Raw genomic sequence first — 21,491 nt, forward strand, 5'->3', positions numbered from 1 at the left:
CCTTATCCCCCTGTTGAAAGGAGCTTGTCCATGATCCGCGAACATAGCGCGGCGAGCAGACTGTTTACGGCATTCATCTACGTCGCCGTCGGATTATTCGCGCTGGTGACCATCATCCCTTTCATCCATCTGATCGCGGCCTCCCTCACGACGGCAGAGGAGCTTCGGGAGAAATCGTTCATTCTGTTTCCGCGCGTCCTATCCTGGGACTCCTACGCGTACATCCTCAGCACGAATACGGTGCTACGCAGCATGGGGGTTACGGTGCTGATCACGGTGGCGGGCACGTTCGTGAATATTGCCATGACCACCCTGATGGCTTATCCGTTGGCACACAAGACCTTGCTCGGCCGGGACCGTATCATGCTCCTCGTGCTGTTCACCATGATCTTCAGCGGCGGCATGATACCGTCGTTTATCCTGGTCAAGCAGTTGGGCATGTTGAATTCCTTCTCGTCGGTCATCATTCCAGGCGCCATCAACGCGTTTAATCTGATCGTCATCAAAAACTTCTTCCAGCAGCTTCCCGACGGTCTCGAGGAATCGGCCAAGATGGACGGCGCGAGCCATCCGTATATTCTGGCCCGGATCGTAATTCCGCTGTCTCTGCCCGCCATCGCTACGTTCTCGCTGTTTTATGCGGTAGGCCATTGGAATGCGTTTCTGGCGCCGATCCTGTATCTGAACGATCCCGATAAATGGCCGGTGCAGGTGCTGATGCGGCAAATCGTCATTCTGTCTCAAGGCGGCGTAGGCGACGCGACGGACATGGGCCCGGACTTCGTGCTTCCGCCGGAGCAGACGCTCAAATCCGCGGTCATCGTTTTCGCGAACCTGCCGATTCTTCTCGTCTACCCGTTTTTGCAGAAGCACTTCGCCAAGGGCGTGCTGCTGGGCTCGGTAAAAGGCTGATCGGCCGCAAAGGCTGCCGGCTTTTCACATATGAGGTACACTTTAAACAAAGGGAGAGGTTGTCGGGATGAAAAGATGGAACAAGCTATTGCCGGTCATCGGCGTCGGAGCGATGTCTGCGGGACTGCTGGCCGGGTGCGGAGGGAATAACGAGGGGACGGCAAACGCGCCGTCTGGCAACTCCTCCGCAGCCGCTCCCTCAGCCGCTTCGGAGACGGCCAAAACGCCGCTCGTGATCTCCATGATGATGCCGTATTACTCCACGGAAGCGCCCAAGAACAACCCGATTATCAAGAAGCTCGAGGAAATGACGAACACCAAGCTGGACATCACCTGGGTGCCGGACGCGGCGTACAAGGATAAGCTGTCCGTCAGTCTGGCCTCCGGCGACCTGAAGCAGGCGACGGTCATCTCCCATCTGGATGGGGTCATCTATGCCCCTGCCGTCGTAAGCGGCGTCCGTTCCGGCGCCTTCTGGGGGATCGGTCCGATGCTGAAGGATTATCCCAATCTGAGTGCCAAGCTCAACCCGGATGTTCTGCGGAATGCCTCCCATGACGGCAAAAACTATGCGCTGTACCGTCCCCGGGTGCTGGCGCGCGGCGGGATCATCTACCGGAAGGACTGGCTGGACAAGGTGGGACTGTCGGAGCCTAAAACGCTGGATGAGCTGTACGAGGTCATCAAGGCTTTTACGCTGAAGGACCCCGACGGGAACGGCAAGAACGACACCTACGGTCTCGTGTCCCGCAAGGGCTTCAACGATTTTCATATGCTGGCGGGCTTCTTCGGGGCGGGCAACGACTACGAGGAGCGGGACGGCAAGCTGATTCCGAGCTTTACGACGGAGGAGCAGCTGAACGCGCTGAAGTTCTTCAAGCGGCTCTACGACGAGAAGCTGGTGAATCCGGACTTCGCGGTGACCGAAGGCAGCCAGTCCAGAGCGATGCTGGAGGGGGGCAAGGCGGGCATGATGATCTCCACCGCACTCGACGATGCACCGAGCATGGACGTCGCCGTCAAGAAAACCAATCCGCAGGGAGAAATCGACGTAATCTCGCGGATCGAGGGCCCGAAGGGCGAGCGGATCATGGCTTCGCCGGGGTACAACGGCATCTTCATGTTCCCTAAGAGCGCGGTGAAAACCGAAGAGCAGATGAGAGGCATTCTGGGCTTCTTCGACAAGATGTTCGACGAAGACGTCGCCAACCTGCTGGCATGGGGCATCGAAGGGACGCATTATCATCTGGAGGACGGCTTGGTCGCCGCCACGGAGCAGGAGCTTGCTCTGCGGACCGAGGACAGGCTGCCCATCGTGCAGTTGTCCGTCGTCAGCGACGAGATCCCCACCCTGAAGGCGAAGGATACGCCGCTGGCCGGCAAGGTCAAGCAGATGTTCGCCGACAATGTGACGATCGCGGTGTCCAATCCGGCGTTTTCCATCCAGTCCCAGACCCTCACCGAGAAGAGCGGCGAGCTGGACAAGATCAAGAACGACGCCAGGTTGCAATATATTCTGGGCGAGATCGACGATGCCGGCTGGCACAAAGCGGTCGACAAGTGGATGAAGGCCGGCGGCTCGCAGGGGATGGAGGAGCTGAACGCGGAGTACGCCAAGCTGAAGTAAACGGTTATTAAAAAGAGGCGCTGACCCTGTGTGCGGGGAACGGCGCCTTTTTTGTAACAGGAGGTTCGGGGCGTTCGCCGGCCAAAGCAAAAGCCCGCATGAAGCGCCGGGATACGGCGCTTCATGCGGGCTTTTTGCCGATGGAACGCGCTGAGCGGGTTCCCCTTAAACCTTCTCGATAACCTTGTCGACGAGACCGTACTCTCTTGCCGTCTCGGCTTCCATGAAGTTGTCGCGGTCCGTATCCTTCTCGATGCGTTCGAGCGGCTGGCCCGTGCGCTCGGAGAGGATGCGGTTCAGCTTGTCGCGGAGCTTGAGGATGCGGCGGGCGCGGATCTCGATGTCGCTCGCCTGGCCCTCGGCGCCGCCGAGCGGCTGGTGGATCATCACTTCGGCGTTCGGCAGCGCGAAGCGCTTGCCCTTGGCGCCTGCCGCAAGCAGGAACGCGCCCATGGAGGCGGCCATGCCGACGCAGATCGTGGAGACGTCCGGCTTGATGTACTGCATCGTATCGAAGATCGCCATGCCGGCCGTAATGGAGCCGCCTGGGCTGTTGATGTATAAGTGGATGTCTTTCTCCGGATCTTCGGCCGCGAGGAACAGCATCTGCGCGATGATGGAGTTGGCGACCACATCGTTGACCTGGGTGCCCAGGAAGATGATGCGGTCCTTGAGCAGACGGGAATAGATGTCGTATGCCCGCTCTCCTCGATTAGTCTGTTCGACGACCATAGGGACAAAGCTCATTGCGTGATCCCTCCTCGGGGTTGTGAATAGTGGTGTGGCGGTCCTTGCTCCGAATCTCCCGGAAAGGCGCGGATCGACCGTGAATCCATTCTAATGGATCATGAACCCAATGTCAAAGAAAGTCAAACATAGGTCAAAAAAAGCGCCCGTATGTCACGGGCGCGTCTGCTGCATCATAAGTTTCGGCTAAACAGCCTATTAGAACGAAATATGGCGCGCCCGTAGGGAATCGAACCCCAATCTCAGGCTCCGGAGGCCTGCGTCATATCCGTTGGACCACGGGCGCATGTCGATAACAGCAAGATTCATTATAGGCGATAGGATGTGGAAAAGCAAGGGCTTTGAAAAGGATTCGATCGGGGTAAAAAGGGTACGAGGTCTTCCCATGTCCATGCGGCTGCGCGGGGCTCGCATGCTTCGTCCGCGGCCGTATCTTGGGCTTGCAACGCGCCGGAGAATCCGATAAAATGAAAACAGGAAGTGGGACTTAAAATGTCACAGTGGGACGTAATTGGTCCCATACCGTGATTCCCCGTCGCATTCCGGCCATATGCATACGGCATTCAAGGGAGTGACGGTAAAGGATGCGGAACATTCTCGAGATGCAACAAAAGCTCGTGCCCGATATCATGCAGGTGCTGCAGAAGCGCTACGACATTCTGCGCCGCATCGGAGTCACGGGCACGGGCGGCAGACGGACGCTGGCGGCTAGCCTGGAGCTGACGGAGCGGACGCTGCGGGCGGAGCTCGACCTGCTCCGCTCGCAGGGCCTCGTCGAGGCGGGGACAACGGGCGTCAGCCTGACCGAGCGCGGACGCCGCCTGCTGGACGAGATGGAGCCGATGGTCCGCGAGCTGTTCGGGCTGTCCGACCTGGAAGCGGCGCTTCGCAAGCGGTTCGGCCTGAAGCAGGCGGTCGTCGTTCCCGGCGACTCCGACGTCTCCGAGGAGGCCAAGCGCGAGCTGGGCCGCGCGGGCAGCAAGGTGCTGCGCCGCGTCATCGGTCCCGGCGACGTCGTCGCCGTCATGGGCGGCACGACGATGGCCCGCATGGCTTCCCAATTCTCGGTGCCCTCGCCGCTGCGCGACAACTGGTTCGTGCCGGCGCGCGGCGGTCTCGGCGAGAGCGTAGACTACCAGGCCAACACGATCGCCTCCGAGCTCGCCAAGCGGACGGGCGCCCGGTACCGGATGCTGCACGTGCCGGATCATCTGAGCGAGGACGCCTACCAGACGATCATGCAGGAGCCGAACGTGCGGGAGGTCGTGGACATGATCCGCAGCGCGCGTATCGTCGTTCACGGCATCGGGGACGCTAGCGCCATGGCCCGCCGGCGCAAGCTCGACGCCGGCACCGTGCAGGAGATTCTGCGCGACGGCGCGCTAGCGGAGGCGTTCGGCTACTATTTCGACCGGGAGGGCGCCGTCGTGCATCGCATGGCGACCGCCGGCCTCCGCCTCGAGGATATCGAGGCGGCCGAATCGGTCATCGGCATCGCCGGCGGACGCAGCAAGGGCGAGGCGATCGCCGCGGTCATGCGCTTCGGGCACGACGACATGCTCGTCACCGACGAGGCGGCGGCCGAAGAAGCGCTTAAGCATGCCGGCGTCTGACGCTGACGCCGGCACCCCAGGACCGGGACGCAGCTCCCGGTCCGGCAGAACAAGTGGTCTCGGCGCTCCGTGCGCCTGACATAGATCAAATCTTATTTTCACAACCCAAGGAGGAACTATCAATGACGGTCAAAATCGGTATCAACGGCTTCGGTCGCATCGGTCGCAACGTATTCCGCGCTTCGCTCAACAACCCTGAGGTAGAAGTGGTCGCCATCAACGACCTGACGGACGTTAACACGCTGAAGCACCTGCTCAAATACGACACGACGCACGGCAAGCTGAACGCGACGGTCGAAGCGGGCGAAGGCGCGCTGATCGTAAACGGCAAGACCATCAAGGTATTCGCGGAGCGCGATCCGGGCAACCTGCCATGGGCTTCCGTAGGCGCCGAGATCGTCGTTGAATCCACGGGTATCTTCACGGCGAAGGAAAAGGCCGAGCTTCACCTGAAGGGCGGCGCGAAGAAGGTTATCATCTCCGCTCCGGCTACGAACGAAGACATCACGATCGTTATGGGCGTTAACGAAGACAAGTACGATCCGTCCGCTCACACGATCCTCTCCAACGCTTCTTGCACCACGAACTGCCTGGCGCCTTTCGCCAAGGTTATCAACGACCAATTCGGCATCGTCAAGGGCATGATGACGACGATCCACTCCTATACGAACGACCAAAGCGTACTCGACCTGCCGCACAAGGATCTGCGCCGCGCACGCGCCGCTGCCGAGAACATCATCCCGTCCACGACGGGCGCCGCAAAGGCCGTATCGCTGGTACTGCCTGAGCTGAAGGGCAAGCTGAACGGCATGTCGTTCCGCGTACCTACGCCTAACGTATCCGTTACCGACCTCGTAGCCGAAGTTAAGGGCAACGTTACGGTAGACGAAATCAACGCTGCGCTGAAGGCTGCTGCAGAAGGCCCGCTGAAGGGCATTCTGAACTACTCCGACGAGCCGCTCGTATCGAGCGACTACAACGGCGACCCGGCTTCCTCCACGATCGACGCGCTGTCCACGATGGTCGTCGAAGGCAACATGGTGAAGGTCGTTTCCTGGTACGACAACGAGTGGGGCTACTCCAACCGCGTCGTGGACCTGGCTGCGTTCGTCGCTTCCAAGGGTCTGTAAGAGTTACTTCATAGATGCATGAAAACGGCAAAGAGGAGACCTGGCGCTCCTCTTTCCGTCCGTACGGGCTTTATTGAAAACTGGAGGGAGAGTCTGCCTTATGAACAAGAAGAGTGTCCGCGACGTTAACGTATCCGGATTAAAAGTATTCGTCCGCGTCGACTTCAACGTACCGGTCGAGAACGGCGCGATCACGGACGACACGCGCATCCGCGAAACGCTGCCTACGATCAAGTACCTGATCGAAAACGGCGCAAAGGTTATTCTGGCGAGCCACTTTGGCCGTCCGAAGGGCGAAGTCGTAGAAGAGCTGCGTCTGACGCCGGTCGCCGCACGTCTGTCCGAGTTGCTAGGCAAGCCGGTCGTCAAGGCCGACGAAGCCGTAGGCGCCGATGTTCAAGCCAAGGTCGACGCGCTGCAAAACGGGGATGTGCTGCTTCTTGAAAACGTCCGTTTCTACCCGGGCGAAGAAAAGAACGATCCCGAGCTCGCGAAGCAGTTCGCGGCACTGGCCGATCTGTTCGTCAACGACGCATTCGGCGCAGCTCATCGCGCGCACGCGTCCACCGAAGGCATCGCTCACCACCTGCCGGCCGTATCCGGTCTCCTGATGGAGAAGGAGCTCGACGTGCTGGGCAAGGCGCTTAACGATCCGGAGCGCCCGTTCACGGCGATCGTCGGCGGCTCCAAGGTCAAGGATAAGATCGACGTCATCGACAAGATGATCGAGATCGCCGACAACATCATCATCGGCGGCGGCATCTCCTATACCTTCTTCAAGTCCCAAGGCTACGAGATCGGCCAATCGCTGCTCGACGAGTCCAAGCTGGAGAAGGTCAAGGAGTTCGTCGAAAAGGCGAAGCAGCTCGGCAAGAAGCTGTACCTGCCGGTCGACCTCGTCATCTCCGACGACTTCAAGTCCGACAAGAACATCGAGATCGTGAATATCGACGGCATCCGTCCCGACTGGGAAGGCGTCGACATCGGTCCGAAGACCCGCGAGATCTATGCGGACGTCATCAAGAACTCCAAGCTGGTCGTCTGGAACGGGCCGATGGGCGTTTTCGAAGTCGAAGGCTTCTCGAACGGCACGCGCGCGGTCGCGCAGGCTTGCGCCGACACTTCCGCATACACCGTCATCGGCGGCGGCGACTCGGCTGCGGCGGCGGAGAAGTTTAAGCTGGCAGACAAGATGGACCATATCTCCACCGGCGGCGGCGCGTCGCTCGAATTTATGGAGGGCAAGGCGCTTCCGGGTGTCGTAGCCCTGAACGATAAGTGAGGGTGAATTCATGAGCAGAACTCCAATCATCGCTGGCAACTGGAAAATGTTCAAGACCGTCTCCGAAGCGACTGCATTCGTGTCCGAAGTAAAAGGCACGGAAGTCGCCGGCGTCGAGACCGTCGTCTGCGCGCCGTTCACGGCGCTGCCGGCGCTCGCCTCCGCGGTCAAAGGCACGTCGATCAAAGTCGGCGCGCAGAACATGCATTTTGAAGACAACGGCGCCTTCACCGGCGAGATCAGCGGCGTCTTCCTGAAGGATCTGGGCGTGGACTACGTCATCATCGGCCACTCCGAGCGCCGGCAGTACTTTGCCGAGACCGACGAGACCGTGAACAAGAAGACGCACGCGGCGTTCAAGCACGGCCTGACCCCGATCGTCTGCGTCGGCGAGAAGCTCGAAGAGCGCGAAGCCGGCAAGACCGACGAAGTCAACCGCGTACAGACGACGGCTGCGCTGGCCGGCCTTACTGCCGAGCAAGCGGCCGAGGTCGTCATCGCTTACGAGCCGATCTGGGCGATCGGCACGGGCAAATCGTCGACGGCGACGGATGCGAACGACGCGATCAAGGCGATCCGCGGCGTCGTTGAAGGTCTTTTCGGCGCAGAAGTAGCCGCGAAGGTCCGTATTCAATACGGCGGCAGCGTCAAGCCGAACAATGTCGCCGAGTACATGGGCGAATCCGATATCGACGGCGCGCTCGTCGGCGGCGCCAGCCTGGAGCCGGCTTCCTTCATCGCCCTGGTCGAGGGGGCGAAGTAAGATGGCCGCTCCCAAGCCGGTCGCGCTCATCATTCTGGACGGCTTCGGCCTTCGCGAGGAGACGCACGGCAACGCCGTGGCTCAAGCGAACAAGCCGAACTTCGACCGTCTGTGGGCGACTTACCCGCATACGCAATTAACCGCTCAAGGCGAGGCCGTCGGCCTCCCCGAGGGCCAGATGGGCAACTCCGAGGTCGGACACCTGAACATCGGCGCCGGCCGCATCGTGTACCAGGACCTGACCCGGATCACGAAGTCGATCCGCGACGGCGATTTTTTCGACAACGCGACTTTGCTCGGCGCCGTGAACCACGCCAAGCAGAACGGCAAAAAGCTGCATCTGTACGGCCTTGTATCTGACGGCGGCGTGCACAGCCATATCGCGCATCTGTTCGCTCTGCTTGAGCTTGCGAAGCGGGAAGGCCTGAACGACGTATATATTCATGCGTTCCTGGACGGGCGCGACGTGGCGCCGGACAGCGCGGTCGGTTATCTGACCCAGCTGCAGGCCAAGATCGAAGAGCTCGGCGTCGGCAAGATCGCCACCGTGCAAGGGCGCTACTACGCGATGGACCGCGACAAGCGGTGGGATCGCGTCGAGAAGTCCTACCGCGCGATGGTGTACGGCGACGGACCGACGGCAGTCGATCCGATCGCGGCGGTCAAGGCTTCGTACGAGGCGTCGGTCTACGACGAGTTCGTGCTGCCGACCGTCATCGTCGGCGCCGAAGGCAAACCGGTCGGCCTGGTCGAGTCCGAAGACGCGGTCGTGTTCTTCAACTTCCGTCCGGACCGCGCGATCCAGCTGTCCAACGTATTCACGAACGAAGACTTCCGCGGCTTCGAGCGCGGCGAGGGACGTCCGGTCGGCCTGTACTTCGTCTGCTTGACGCTGTTCAGCGAAACGGTCGGCGGGTTCGTCGCGTACAAGCCCAAGGAGCTCGACAACACGCTGGGCGAGGTGCTCGTGCAGCAGGGCAAGACTCAGCTGCGCATCGCCGAGACCGAGAAGTACCCGCACGTCACGTTCTTCTTCAGCGGCGGACGCGATCTGCAGTTGCCGGGCGAGACGCGCGTGCTGATCAACTCGCCGAAGGTCGCTACCTACGATCTTCAGCCGGAGATGAGCGCTTACGAGGTCGCGGACGCGGCGGTCAAGGAGATCGAGTCCGAGAAGCATGACGCGATCATCCTGAACTTCGCGAACCCGGACATGGTCGGCCACTCCGGCATGCTGGAGCCGACGATCAAGGCTGTCGAAGCGACGGACGCGTGCCTCGGCCGCGTCGTCGACGCGATCCTCGCGAAGGGCGGCGTAGCCGTCATTATCGCGGACCACGGCAACGCCGACATGGTCATCGACGATGCGGGCCGCCCGTTCACGGCGCACACGACCAATCCGGTCCCGTGCATCGTGACCAAGCACGGCGTGACCGTGCGCGACGGCGGCATGCTGGCCGACGTCGCGCCGACGCTGCTGTCGCTGCTCGAGCTGCCGCTGCCGGCCGAGATGACGGGCCGCACGCTGCTCGCTCCGCTGGGCGAGTAATTCTCGCAGGAGCGACGATCTGCAAGAGGTGAGCAGGGGCGAGTAACGCTTGAAGAGCGACGAACTGCAAGAGGTGAGCAGGGGCGAGTAACGCTTGAAGGGCGACGATCTGCAAGAGGTGAGCAGGAATTTGCTGTTGTCGCGGCGAAGCTTGAGGGCGGAGCCGCGTTTGCGGCAATCGTTTCGGAAAGGGCGTTAACTACCGCTCTGGATACCGACCGAACTTACCTGCGCGCGATTTCGCTCGCCCCGTGGTTGTGTCGACAACTTGCGCACTGGTGAGCGTAAACGGAAAATTGCTGCATTTTAGCAGTTATTTTCTGCTGACGGAGTCTGCGTGTGTAAATAACTGCAAATATGCAGGTATTTCACTTCAAATCGGCGCATTCGGCGTGAAAAAGTGTAAATACCTGCATTATTGCAGTTATCCGCGGCATTTCGGCTTCGTTGAGCCAAAATAACTGCATATTTGCAGCTATTCCGCAAAGGTGGCTCATTTAGGCGCTGACCCGTACCATCGCAAAGGTGGCTCATTTAGGCGCTGACCCGTACCATCGCGAAGGTGGCTCATACAGGCGCTGACCCGAACCATCACAAAGGTGGCTCATTTAGGCGCTGACCCGTACCATCGCAAAGGTGGCTCATCTAGGCGCTAACCCGTATCCTTGCAAAGGTGGCTCATTTAGGCGCTAACCCGTACCATCGCAAAGGTGGCTCATACAGGCGCTGACCCGTACCATCGCGAAGATACGCATACAGCCGAGCTCGCCTGGATTCTCACGCGGCGTCGTTCTGCCCGCAATCGCGCTCACGGCGCTATGTCCTCAGTCGCAGTGCAGCCACGTCGAACCGCAACCGAGCCCGCAAGGCTCACGGCGCTATGTTCGCAGTCGCGGTGCAGCCACGTCGAACCGCAACCGAGCCCGCAACGGAGCTCAAGCCACTGAGCTCAAGCACCGAGCCCAAGCCGGCCATGCTACACCGAACAACTAACCAACATAACTAAGGAGTGTTCACTCAAATGACGATTATCTCTGACGTCTATGCACGCGAAGTACTGGACTCCCGCGGCAACCCGACGGTTGAAGTTGAAGTGCGCCTGGAATCCGGCGCGTTCGGCAGCGCCATCGTACCGTCCGGCGCATCCACTGGCGCTTACGAAGCCGTAGAGCTTCGCGACGGCGACAAGGACCGTTACCTCGGCAAGGGTGTCGAGAAGGCCGTCGACAACGTCAACTCCATCATCGCGCCTGAAATCATCGGCTACGACGCGCTTGACCAAGTCGCGATCGACCGCAAGATGATCGAGCTCGACGGCACGCCGAACAAGGCGAAGCTGGGCGCTAACGCAATCCTGGCCGTCTCCATCGCCGTCGCGCGCGCTGCTGCCGACGCGCTGGACCTGCCGATCTACGCTTACCTCGGCGGCTTCAACTCCAAGACGCTGCCCGTGCCGATGATGAACATCGTCAACGGCGGCGCGCACGCCGACAACAACGTCGACGTGCAAGAGTTCATGGTACTGCCGGTCGGCGCGCCTACGTTCAAGGAAGCGCTCCGCACGGGCGCCGAGATCTTCCACTCGCTGAAGAGCGTACTCAAGTCGAAGGGCCTGAACACGGCCGTCGGCGACGAAGGCGGCTTCGCGCCGAACTTCGGCTCCAACGAAGAAGCGCTGTCCACGATCATCGAAGCCATCGAAAAAGCCGGCTACAAGCCGGGCGTCGACGTATTCCTGGGCATGGACGTCGCTTCCACCGAGTTCTACAAGGACGGCAAGTACCACCTCGAGGGCGAAGGCAAGTCCTACACGTCCGCAGAGTTCGTCGACCTGCTCGCAAGCTGGGTTGACAAGTACCCGCTGATCACGATCGAAGACGGCTGCTCCGAAGACGACTGGGAAGGCTGGAAGCTGCTGACCGAGAAGCTGGGCGACAAGATCCAGCTCGTCGGCGACGACCTGTTCGTCACCAACACCGAGCGTCTGTCGAGGGGCATCGAGCAAGGCATCGGCAACTCGATCCTCGTCAAGGTCAACCAAATCGGCTCCCTGACCGAGACGTTCGAAGCGATCGAAATGGCGAAGACCGCCGGCTACACGGCCGTCATCTCCCACCGCTCCGGCGAGTCCGAAGACAGCACGATCGCCGACATCGCGGTCGCGACCAACGCCGGCCAGATCAAGACTGGCGCGCCGTCCCGTACGGACCGCGTCGCGAAGTACAACCAGCTGCTTCGCATCGAAGACCGTCTCGCAGGCTCCGCCGTATACGCGGGCAAAAAGGCGTTCTACAACCTGAAGAACTTCAAGTAAGCCCGGCTCAGCCCGCCGCGGCTGCGCAAATAGCATGACCTGCCGATCCCCGGGGAACGATGCCTTTACGGCCGTTTTCTCGGGGATTGTTTGTTTCATGCTATAATGAAAGCCGTTCATCCAGACTGCGGAGGAGCTTTCGAAGTGCGAATTAAAAAGGTTTACCGGAACTATTTTCAGAACAATCTGTTCGTGAAAGTCATTCTTGTGTTTACCGTCATCGTCAATCTGACGATCATTGCGTTTTCTTATTTTTTGTTCCAATTCAGCTCGGCCTCCATCGTGCGAAGCCAGCTCAACAATCAGCGCGAGGCGATGGATCGCGTCAACCTGTACATGGATGAAAAGTACAATTGGGTTCAGAATGTCGTGCAGGATATCTACAGGAACAACCTGCTAGCTGACAACGTGTCCTACCTGCTGCGGCATTCTTACCAGGAGTACATTCAATATACATTGGGCGAAAATTACGCCAACGGCAGCGCCAGCGCGGCCAACGCGCTCGAATACTTCGGAAGCAGGCTCGGCACCGACTCCGATATCCGCAACCTGATCCTGTACAGCGCCGAGGAGCAGCTCATGTACGTTTACAAATACGCCGGAAGCCCGAAGTTGTATCAGACGAACGCCGCCCGCTCCTTCATTCCGGACATCATGTCGCTAGAGGGTCCCAACGCTTCGATCCCGAACGTGTGGGTCCGCAAGGCGATCGGGCAGTGGGATACGCGTCTCTACGCGATGCGGAGTCAGATCAACGACAAAAGCACGCTTAAAAACGTAGGACAGCTGATGGTGTATTTCGACTCCGAGATGGTCCGGCAGGCGCTGCTGCGCGTCTCCTCGCCTTTCAAAGGCACGATTCTCGTCCTGACGCAAGGCGGCAGCGTCATGTTCGACTCGTCCGGCAAGTATTACGGGCAGGACTATCCGTACATGGACCAGATCGACGGCTCCCAGGACACCGGCAATACGGGCGAGCCGGCCTATATCTCGCGGCTGACGCAGAACGCGGCGGGCTACACGGTCGTCGGCATCGCGCCGAAGGCCGAGATCGCGCAGGCTTACGCCGGGCTGAGACGGGCGATCGTGCTCATCGGCGCCGTCTGCATTGCGTTCGCGGTCTTGATCCCCTCCCTGCTCATCGTCAACATTGCGAAGCGGACCAACAAGATCGTTCGTTTCATGAAAAAGGTCGAGGGCGGCGATCTGAGCGTACGGCTGCAGGATGCCCGGGAGGACGAGCTAGGGCAGATCTCCCAGAGCTTCAACGAGATGGTGGAGGAGCTGAACCGGACGATCGACCGGGAGTACAAGTCGGAGATCAAGCTCAAGCAGACCGAGCTGGCCGCGCTTCAGGCGCGGGTCAATCCGCACTTCCTGTACAACACGCTGGAAGTAATCCGGATGCGGGCGATGTCCCAAGGGGCGAGCGATGTCGGGGAGATGATCTACAGCCTGGCCGCGCTGTTCCGCAACTCGGTGCGGGCAGGGTCGGACTGCAAGCTCGGCGAGGAGCTGGAGACATGCCGGCTGTACCTCGAGCTATTCCGCATCCGGTTCAAGGACCGGTTTTCTTACGCGATCGACTGTTCGCCCGCGTACGCTTCGGTCGTGATCCCGAAGATGCTGCTGCAGCCGGTGGTCGAAAATTATATCGTGCACGGCATGGAAAACGATCGCGCCGACAACCGGATCGCCATCGAGGTCGCCGCAGAGGACGGTACGCTGCAGATCCAGGTGACCAACAACGGCGCTCCGATCGAGCCGGAGCGCCTGCTGCAGATCCGGACCGAGCTCGACTATCCGGAGCAGCGCGAGGGCTCGTTCGGGCTTAGGAGCGTGCACGAGCGGCTCAAGCTGATGTACGGGCCGGAATACGGCATCGAGATCGAGAGCGAGCCCGAGAAGGGAACACGCATCACGATCGGCATCCCGTACGCGGGATAAGCGGCGAAGACCGAAGGAGGACGATGCGAAAATGTACAAGGTATTTATCGTGGACGACGAACCGTTCATCATCGAAGGCCTCATCGACTCGATCGACTGGCCGGCCTTCGGTCTCGAAGTCGTCGGCAGCGCCGAGAACGGCGAGCAGGCGCTCCGCCGCATCGGGGAGACGCCCGTCGATCTGCTGATCACCGATATTTCGATGCCCCGCATGAACGGTCTGGACCTGATTCGGGCCGCCCGCGCGAGCCGCCCGGATCTGAAGGCGATCATCCTGAGCGGCTTCAACGAATTCGATTACTTGAAGGAAGGCATGCGTCTCGGCATCGAGAACTACCTGCTCAAGCCGATCAACGTCAAGGAGCTGCACGATACGCTGAGCAACGCCGTAGAGAAGCTGAACAGCGTCAGCGCGGATGCGCTGCTGTCGCCGTACGACGTTCAGATCATGAAGGACAATACGCTGTACCGGTGGATCGGCGGCCGGATCTCGGAAGCCGAATTCAACGAACGCGCCGGTCTGCTCAATATCTCGCTAATCGATCCCTACGGCGTTATCGCTCTGCTGAGGCTGCCGCCCGCCGGTTCCGAGGCGCAGGAAGAAACGTTCGAGCGCGTCGCCCGCGCTTTTGAAGGGAGCGCCTCGGCGTATCCTTTCCGCGATATGGACGGGGATATCGTCATCGTGGCCGGCCTCCCGTCCGAAGAGGAGGCGGGCAAGCAGGCGCTGATCGGCCGGGTGCTGCCGCTCCTCGCACAGGCGGACCCGGGCGAAGCGGCGAGACTGTCGCTTGGCGGCGTGCACCCGCTGCGGACGGCGATCGCGTCCAGCTATGCCGAGGCGAAGAAGGCGCAGGAATATTTCATGATCTATCCCGAGCGCGAATGGATAGACTATGCGGAGACGGAGCCGTTCAAGGAAGCGAATACGTCGGAGTTTCCGATCGATTGGGAGTCCTGCCGCAAGCTGCTGGTCGCACGGGACAAGGAAGGCCTTGCCGAAGCCGTCGAAGCCGATCTGGAGCGGCTAAGGCGCAGGGAAGGCGTCGCGCCATCCTACTTGCACGAGGTGGCGGTCGAGCTCATCGTACGCTTCAAGATGGAGCTCAAGGCCATCAAGCATTCGGACGAGACGGAGATGTTTTCGCAGGGCTTCGCGCAGGTGAACGCGGCTTCGGATTATGCGGAGCTCGCCAAGGCGCTGCGGTCCGTCGCGGAGCGCTGCGTCGATTCCTTGGTTAAGGACAGCCGCAGTCCCGTCGTGCTGCAGGTGCTCGAGGAGATCCAGCGCCACTACGCGGACGAGCTGTCCTTGAAGCTGCTCGGCGCGCGGTACCACATTCACCCGGTATACCTGGGGCAGCTGTTCCAGAAGGAGACGGGCGAGAGCTTCACGGAGTACATCAACAAATACCGGATCGAGCAGGCCAAGAAGCTGCTGAAGTCCTCGACGCTAAAGGTGCACGATATCGCTCGTCAGGCGGGATATTGGGAGACGGGGTACTTTTACAAGCAATTCAAGAAGTACGTCGGCATCTCTCCGACCGAATTCAAAGGCCTGCATTGACGCCGAATGAGCCAATAAAATCCTCCGGACTGCCAGCCGCGCAGTCCTTTCTTTATTTTGAACATGATTTATTAGGTTTGTGTTCTATTTGAAACTGCTTTCATGAATTAAAGTTGAATTGTTGCTTGAGGGAATCGAAATAAGGGAGGGCACTAGAAACATGAGTAAAATGACTAGAAAAACCGGCCTGACGGCCGCGGCGGCCGTAACCGCGCTATCGCTCGCGCTGAGCGCATGCGGCGGCAACGACGCCAAATCGGACAGCGCTTCCGACAAGCCGGTCGAGCTGATCTGGTACACGATCGGCACCCCGCAGAAGGATGTCGACACCGTCATGGCGGAAGTCAGCAAGTACACCCAGGAGAAGATCAACGCCACGATCAAAATGAAAATGATCGACTGGGGCGACTACACGCAGAAGATGCAGGTGCTGGTCGCATCGGGCGAGCCGATGGATATCATGTTCACCTCGGCAGGCGGCTTCGACTACGTGCAGAACGCCCGCAAAGGCGCTTTCCTCGAGCTCGACGAATTGCTGGACAAGTACGGCCAAGGCATCAAGGATACGATCGACCCGGGCTTCCTGAGCGGCTCCAAGGTCGACGGCCACAACTACGGCATCCCGGCGAACAAGGAGCTTCCGCAGCTCGAAGTATGGCGCTTCAACCAGAACCTCGTGGACAAGTACAAGCTGGACACGTCCGGCGTCCGCACGCTGGACAGCCTCGAGCCGCTGCTGAAGACGATCAAGGCGCAGGATCCGTCGATCACGCCGTTCGCGATGGACAAGAACTACGTGCCTTACGTGCCTTACGACTATCTCGTGACGAACATGCCGATGGCCGTCAAGCTCGACGGTACGGAACTGAAGGTCGTCGACATCCTCGAGACGGACGAGATGAAGCAAGCGCTGACCACGATGCACAAGTACTACCAAGCAGGTTACGTAGCGCCTGAAGCTGCGACGACCGGCTCGACCCAGGATCTGATGACTTCGGGCAAATGGCTGCTCGACCGCGCGCAAACGCAGCCGCTGGCCGAAAACTCCTGGTCCGCTTCCAACGGCTATCCGGTCACTTCGACGCCGGCCAGCGACGCGATCATCACGAACACGTCGGTACAAGGCTCGATCATGGCGATCTCGGCCAACTCCGAGCACCCGGACAAGGCAATGGAATTCCTGAACCTGCTCAATACCGATCCGGTCCTCCGCAACATGGTCGACTCCGGCATCGAGGGCACGCACTACGAGAAGATCGGCGACAACCGCATGAAGAACCTCGACGCCGCTCAAAACTACAACATGCCTTCTTACTCGCTCGGCAACAACATGCTGCTCTACCTGAACGAGAACGATCCGGACGACAAGTGGGATCAATTCAAGAAGTTCAACGCGGAAGGCAAAGCTTCACCGATCCTGGGCTTCAACTTCGACAGCACGAAGGTATCCACCCAGATGACGGCCATCCAGAACGTCAAGGAGCAATTCTGGGCGTCGCTGATGACCGGCACGGTCGACCCGGCGACGTATCTGCCGAAGGCCATCGAACAGTTCAAGTCGGCCGGCCTCGACAAGGTCATCGCCGAAGCGCAAACCCAGCTCGACGCTTGGGTCGCAGCCAACAAAGCATAATATTCGCAACGTAAATCGCGAGATCGGGCGGGTGAGCAATTCGCCCGGTCTTTCGTTCTTTTTGTCGTATTCACAAATGACCGCAGGAGGGGATTGACGAACATGGTCGGATCATTCTTCCGCTCATTCAATCGCAACAAGGTTATGCTGCTCATGGTGCTTCCCGGCGCCATCTGGTTTCTTTTCTTTTCCTATCTGCCGCTCGTAGGCACGATCGCCGCGTTCAAGGAATACCGCTTCAGCCGCCACGGCTTCTGGTACAGCCTCATTCACAGCAAAAACGTCGGATGGGAAAATTTCAAATTTCTCTTCAGCACGGACGCCGCGTGGTCGATTACCCGCAACACGCTGCTTTACAATATTGCGTTTATCGTACTCGGCCTCGTATTCTCCGTCGCCCTTGCCATTCTCCTGTCGGAGCTGGCGAACAAGAAGCTGGCCAAGCTGTATCAGACAGGCATGTTCCTTCCCTACTTCCTGTCGTGGGTCATCGTCGGCTACTTTGCGTTCAGCTTCCTGAGCATGGACCGCGGGCTGCTTAACCATACGCTCGAATACTTCGGCGTCGACCGCATGCAGTGGTACAACGATCCGAAGGTCTGGCCTTATATCCTGGTGCTGGTCTACTTGTGGAAATCGATCGGCTACAGCAGCGTCGTCTATCTGGCTTCCATCCTCGGCATCGACCGTTCGCTGTACGAAGCCGCGATGATCGACGGCGCCAGCAAAATGCAGCAGGTGCGCAGCATCACGCTGCCGATGCTCAAGCCGATCATCATCATCATGACGCTGCTCGCCGTAGGCAAGATCTTCTACGCCGACTTCGGCCTCTTCTATCAGGTGCCGCGCGACTCGGGCACGCTCTACTCGGTGACCAACGTCATCGACACGTACGTGTACAGAGGTCTCAAGACGACCGGCGAGATCGGCATGAGCACGGCCGCGGGTCTGTACCAATCCGTCGTCGGCTTCGTGCTCGTCATGGTGTCCAACTACATCGTGCGCAAGGTCGACAAGGACAGCGCGCTGTTCTAAATCCCTGAATCGAAAGGAGGGCATACCCGGTGCCCAACGTGATGAAAAAGAAACGCAACTTCCACCAGGCGTCGCCAGGCTGGAACATCGTGTTCAACCTGATCGCCGGCATATTCGCTTTTCTGTGCGTATTTCCCTTTCTGTTCGTCGTCATCATCTCCTTCACCGAGGAGAAGACCCTGGCGACGGACGGCTACCGCATCATTCCAAAGGCATGGAGCCTGGAAGCTTATCAGTATATATTCAAAACCGGCGATACGCTGCTTCGCTCCTACGGCGTCACGATCCTCGTCACGGTCATCGGCACGGTCGTCAGCCTCTTGCTGATCTCGCTGTACGCTTACGCCGTATCGCGCCGCAGCTTCGCGTACCGCCGCTTTTTCTCCCTGTTCGCCATCTTCACCATGCTGTTCAGCGGCGGCATGATCCCGACTTATATCGTCGTGACGCAGCTGCTCGGCCTGAAGGACAGCATCTGGGCGCTCATCCTGCCGCTCGCGCTCAACGCCTTCTATATCATGATCCTGCGGACGTTCTATATCACAGGCATTCCCGACGCGATCATCGAGTCCGGCAAGATCGACGGCGCCGGGGAATTCCGCATCTTCTCCACCATCGTGCTCCCGCTATCGCTGCCGGGCCTTGCTACGATCGGCCTGTTCAGTACGCTCGGCTACTGGAACGACTGGTTTAACGCGCTGCTGTACATCGACGATCCGAACAAGGTGCCGCTGCAGGCGATGCTGATGCGGATCGAATCGAGCATGCAGTTCATCCAGCAAAACTCGGCCAACAGCTCCATCAGCCTCGAGGTGCTGCAGAACATGCCGCAGGATACGGCCCGCATGGCCATGGTCGTGCTGGCGACGGTGCCGATCATTTTCGCTTATCCGTTTTTCCAGCGTTACTTCGTCCAGGGCCTGACGGTCGGGGGCGTTAAAGAATAAGCGTGATCCGCTTGAAGGAATAACGCGATCTGCATGAAGAATAGCGTGATCTGCGTGAAGGAATAACGTGATCTGCGTGATGGAATAAACGGGATTCAACCAATAAGCGGGATGTGAAAAGATGGATTACAAGGACGCGTCGAAGCCGCCCCGCGTACGCGCGGAGCTGCTGCTTCGGCAGATGACGGCGGAAGAAAAGGTCGGCCAGCTCGTGCAGCCGTTCGGCTGGCAGGCCTATGAGCATAAAGACGGAAACGTCGTCCTTAAGGAGATGTTCAAGGAACAAGTCGCGCGGGGCGCCGTAGGCTCGCTGTACGGCACGCTGCGCGCCGACCCCTGGACCGGCGTCACGCTGGAGACGGGCCTGTCGCCCGTTCGCGGCGCGGAGGCGGTTAACGAGATCCAGCGCTATGCGATCGAGCATTCGCGGCTCGGCATTCCGCTGCTGATCGGCGAGGAGTGCTCGCACGGCCATATGGCGATCGGCGCGACGGTGTTTCCCGTGCCGCTGTCGATCGGCAGCGCCTGGAACGTCGATCTGTACCGCGAGATGTGCCGCGCGGTGGCGAAGGAGACGCGCGCCCAGGGCGGCGCGATCACGTATTCGCCGGTGCTGGACATCGTCCGGGATCCCCGGTGGGGACGGACGGAGGAGTGCTTCGGCGAGGATCCGCATCTTGTCGGCGCCCTGGCGGTCGCCGCGGTCGAGGGTATGCAGGGCGAGCGCCTCGACGCGCCGGACAGCGTCGCCGTGACGCTCAAGCACTTCGTCGGCTACGGCAGCTCGGAGGGCGGCCGCAATGCCGGGCCGGTCCATATAGGCTGGCGCGAGCTGCTCGAGGTCGACCTGCATCCGTTCCGCAAGGCGGTGGAGGCGGGCGCGGCGTCGATCATGCCGGCCTACAACGAGATCGATGGCGTCCCTTGCACGACCAACGCGAAGCTGCTGGACGAGGTGCTGGTCCGGGATTGGGGCTTCGACGGCATGATTATCACCGACTGCGGGGCGATCGATATGCTCGCGGCGGGGCACGACACGGCGGAAGACGGTATGGAAGCCGCGGTCCGTGCGCTCGAAGCCGGCATCGATATGGAGATGTCGGGCGAGATGTTCGGCAAGCACCTGCTGCAGGCGCTCGGCGAGGGCAAGCTGAACGAGGCGGCGCTCGACCGCGCGGTCGTACGCGTCCTGGCGCTCAAGTTCAAGCTCGGCCTGTTCGAGCGGCCTTACGTCGATACGCAGCTCGCCGCCGAGGCGATCGGCGCGGATGCGCACGTCGCGCTGGCGCGGCAGCTGGCGGCCGAAGGCGTCGTGCTGCTGAAGAACGAGGGCAGCGCGCTGCCGCTGGATGCTGCGGACGGCACGGTCGCGGTCATCGGTCCGAACGCCGACCTCGGCTACAATCAGCTGGGCGACTACACGTCGCCCCAGCCTGCGGAAAAGATCGCCACGGTGCTCGCGGGCATTCGCGCCAAGCTGGGCGCCGAGCGCGTGCTCTACGCGCCAGGGTGCCGGATTCGCGGCGAAGACCGTGACGGCTTCCCGGTCGCGCTCGAGATCGCGCGGCAGGCGGACACCGTCGTCATGGTCGTCGGCGGCTCCAGCGCGCGCGACTTCGGCGACGGCACGATCGACCTGAAGACAGGTGCGTCCAAGGTGACCGAAGATGCCTGGAACGACATGGACTGCGGCGAAGGCATCGACCGCATGTCGCTGCGTCTATCCGGCGTACAGCTGGAGCTGATTCAGGAGGTTCATAAGCTGGGCAAGCGTCTCGTGGTCGTCTACATCAACGGCCGTCCGATCGCGGAGCCGTGGATCGACGCGAATGCGGACGCAATCCTTGAGGCATGGTATCCTGGGCAAGAAGGCGGGCATGCGATCGCCGACATCCTGTTCGGCGAGGTCAATCCGTCCGGGCGCCTCACGGTATCGATTCCAAGAGACGTCGGGCAGCTGCCCGTTTATTATAACGGCAAGCGTTCGCGGGGCAAGCGGTATCTGGAGAGCGATTCGAAGCCTCAGTATCCGTTTGGCTACGGACTTAGCTATACGAACTACGAATACGCGAATCTGACGGTGACGCCAAGCGCGATCGGACCGGACGAGGAGGCGACCGTCTCCGTCGACGTGACCAACGCAGGCAGCGTGGCCGGCGCCGAAGTCGTGCAGCTGTACATCTCCGACGTCGCGAGCGAATGCACGCGTCCGGCGCTGGAGCTGAAGGGCTTCGAGAAGGTCGGGCTGGCGCCCGGAGAGACGCGTACCGTGCAGTTCCGGGTAGGCAGAGAACAGCTTGAATACGTAGGCCCGGCATACGAGCGGGTCGTCGAGCCCGGCCGGTTCAAGGTGCTGGTCGGACGGCATTCGGCCGACACGCTGGCAGCCGATCTGCTCGTCAAGGAGGACGGAAACCGATGAACG

General features: G+C 60.3%; 15 protein-coding genes and 1 tRNA gene. 14 read left to right on the forward strand and 2 right to left on the reverse strand.

Annotated features, from left to right (window positions below):
• Positions 1 to 30 precede the first annotated feature (30 nt).
• Positions 31 to 912: a carbohydrate ABC transporter permease gene (locus tag ACFOTD_RS08430; protein ID WP_378117642.1), complete on the forward strand. Its 882-nt coding sequence runs from the start codon at positions 31 to 33 to the stop codon at positions 910 to 912.
• 67 nt (positions 913 to 979) lie between these two features.
• Positions 980 to 2,539, forward strand: a complete 1,560-nt coding sequence (locus ACFOTD_RS08435) for an extracellular solute-binding protein (protein ID WP_378117644.1) — start codon at positions 980 to 982, stop codon at positions 2,537 to 2,539.
• Positions 2,540 to 2,704: 165 nt separating this feature from the next.
• On the opposite strand, the gene clpP is transcribed toward ACFOTD_RS08435, so the two are convergent.
• Together clpP and ACFOTD_RS08445 are read right to left on the reverse strand one after the other, a co-directional pair.
• Positions 2,705 to 3,286 (reverse strand): ATP-dependent Clp endopeptidase proteolytic subunit ClpP, encoded by a 582-nt coding sequence (gene clpP, locus ACFOTD_RS08440; protein ID WP_090117073.1) that lies wholly within the window; start codon positions 3,284 to 3,286, stop codon positions 2,705 to 2,707.
• 211 nt (positions 3,287 to 3,497) lie between these two features.
• Positions 3,498 to 3,572 (reverse strand) — tRNA-Arg (locus ACFOTD_RS08445).
• A 298-nt stretch (positions 3,573 to 3,870) separates the two neighbouring features.
• Between ACFOTD_RS08445 and ACFOTD_RS08450 the strand changes: the two genes are divergently transcribed.
• The 12 genes from ACFOTD_RS08450 to ACFOTD_RS08505 all read left to right on the forward strand — a co-directional run bounded on the left by ACFOTD_RS08450 (position 3,871) and on the right by ACFOTD_RS08505 (position 21,488).
• Complete coding sequence (locus ACFOTD_RS08450; protein ID WP_378117646.1) at positions 3,871 to 4,899, forward strand: sugar-binding transcriptional regulator; 1,029 nt, start codon at positions 3,871 to 3,873, stop codon at positions 4,897 to 4,899.
• A 122-nt stretch (positions 4,900 to 5,021) separates the two neighbouring features.
• Positions 5,022 to 6,029 (forward strand): type I glyceraldehyde-3-phosphate dehydrogenase, encoded by a 1,008-nt coding sequence (gap, locus tag ACFOTD_RS08455; protein WP_378117648.1) that lies wholly within the window; start codon positions 5,022 to 5,024, stop codon positions 6,027 to 6,029.
• Between the two features lie 100 nt (positions 6,030 to 6,129).
• Positions 6,130 to 7,311, forward strand: a complete 1,182-nt coding sequence (locus ACFOTD_RS08460) for a phosphoglycerate kinase (RefSeq protein WP_378117650.1) — start codon at positions 6,130 to 6,132, stop codon at positions 7,309 to 7,311.
• 10 nt (positions 7,312 to 7,321) lie between these two features.
• Positions 7,322 to 8,074 (forward strand): triose-phosphate isomerase, encoded by a 753-nt coding sequence (gene tpiA / locus ACFOTD_RS08465; RefSeq protein WP_378117652.1) that lies wholly within the window; start codon positions 7,322 to 7,324, stop codon positions 8,072 to 8,074.
• Position 8,075: 1 nt separating this feature from the next.
• Positions 8,076 to 9,623: a 2,3-bisphosphoglycerate-independent phosphoglycerate mutase gene (gpmI, locus tag ACFOTD_RS08470; protein WP_378117654.1), complete on the forward strand. Its 1,548-nt coding sequence runs from the start codon at positions 8,076 to 8,078 to the stop codon at positions 9,621 to 9,623.
• A gap of 1,021 nt (positions 9,624 to 10,644) precedes the next feature.
• Positions 10,645 to 11,937 carry a phosphopyruvate hydratase gene (gene eno, locus ACFOTD_RS08475; protein ID WP_378117656.1) on the forward strand — a complete coding sequence of 431 codons (1,293 nt, stop codon included), beginning with the start codon at positions 10,645 to 10,647 and terminating at the stop codon, positions 11,935 to 11,937.
• A 144-nt stretch (positions 11,938 to 12,081) separates the two neighbouring features.
• Positions 12,082 to 13,884, forward strand: a complete 1,803-nt coding sequence (locus ACFOTD_RS08480; protein WP_378117658.1) for a sensor histidine kinase — start codon at positions 12,082 to 12,084, stop codon at positions 13,882 to 13,884.
• 31 nt (positions 13,885 to 13,915) lie between these two features.
• A complete protein-coding gene (locus ACFOTD_RS08485; RefSeq protein ID WP_378117659.1) occupies positions 13,916 to 15,451 on the forward strand; it encodes a response regulator in 1,536 nt (511 codons plus the stop codon).
• Positions 15,452 to 15,611: 160 nt separating this feature from the next.
• Positions 15,612 to 17,084 (forward strand): ABC transporter substrate-binding protein, encoded by a 1,473-nt coding sequence (locus ACFOTD_RS08490; RefSeq protein ID WP_378117661.1) that lies wholly within the window; start codon positions 15,612 to 15,614, stop codon positions 17,082 to 17,084.
• A 102-nt stretch (positions 17,085 to 17,186) separates the two neighbouring features.
• Entirely contained in the window at positions 17,187 to 18,119 is a 933-nt protein-coding gene (locus ACFOTD_RS08495; protein WP_378117663.1) for an ABC transporter permease, read from the forward strand.
• Between the two features lie 41 nt (positions 18,120 to 18,160).
• Complete coding sequence (locus ACFOTD_RS08500) at positions 18,161 to 19,066, forward strand: carbohydrate ABC transporter permease (RefSeq protein ID WP_378118005.1); 906 nt, start codon at positions 18,161 to 18,163, stop codon at positions 19,064 to 19,066.
• A 121-nt stretch (positions 19,067 to 19,187) separates the two neighbouring features.
• The gene (locus ACFOTD_RS08505; RefSeq protein WP_378117665.1) at positions 19,188 to 21,488 is read left to right on the forward strand and encodes a glycoside hydrolase family 3 N-terminal domain-containing protein; all 2,301 of its coding nucleotides are present in this window, start codon (positions 19,188 to 19,190) and stop codon (positions 21,486 to 21,488) included.
• Positions 21,489 to 21,491: the final 3 nt, after the last annotated feature.

This window comes from Cohnella sp. GCM10012308, assembly GCF_042649185.1.
Classification (GTDB): domain Bacteria; phylum Bacillota; class Bacilli; order Paenibacillales; family Paenibacillaceae; genus Cohnella.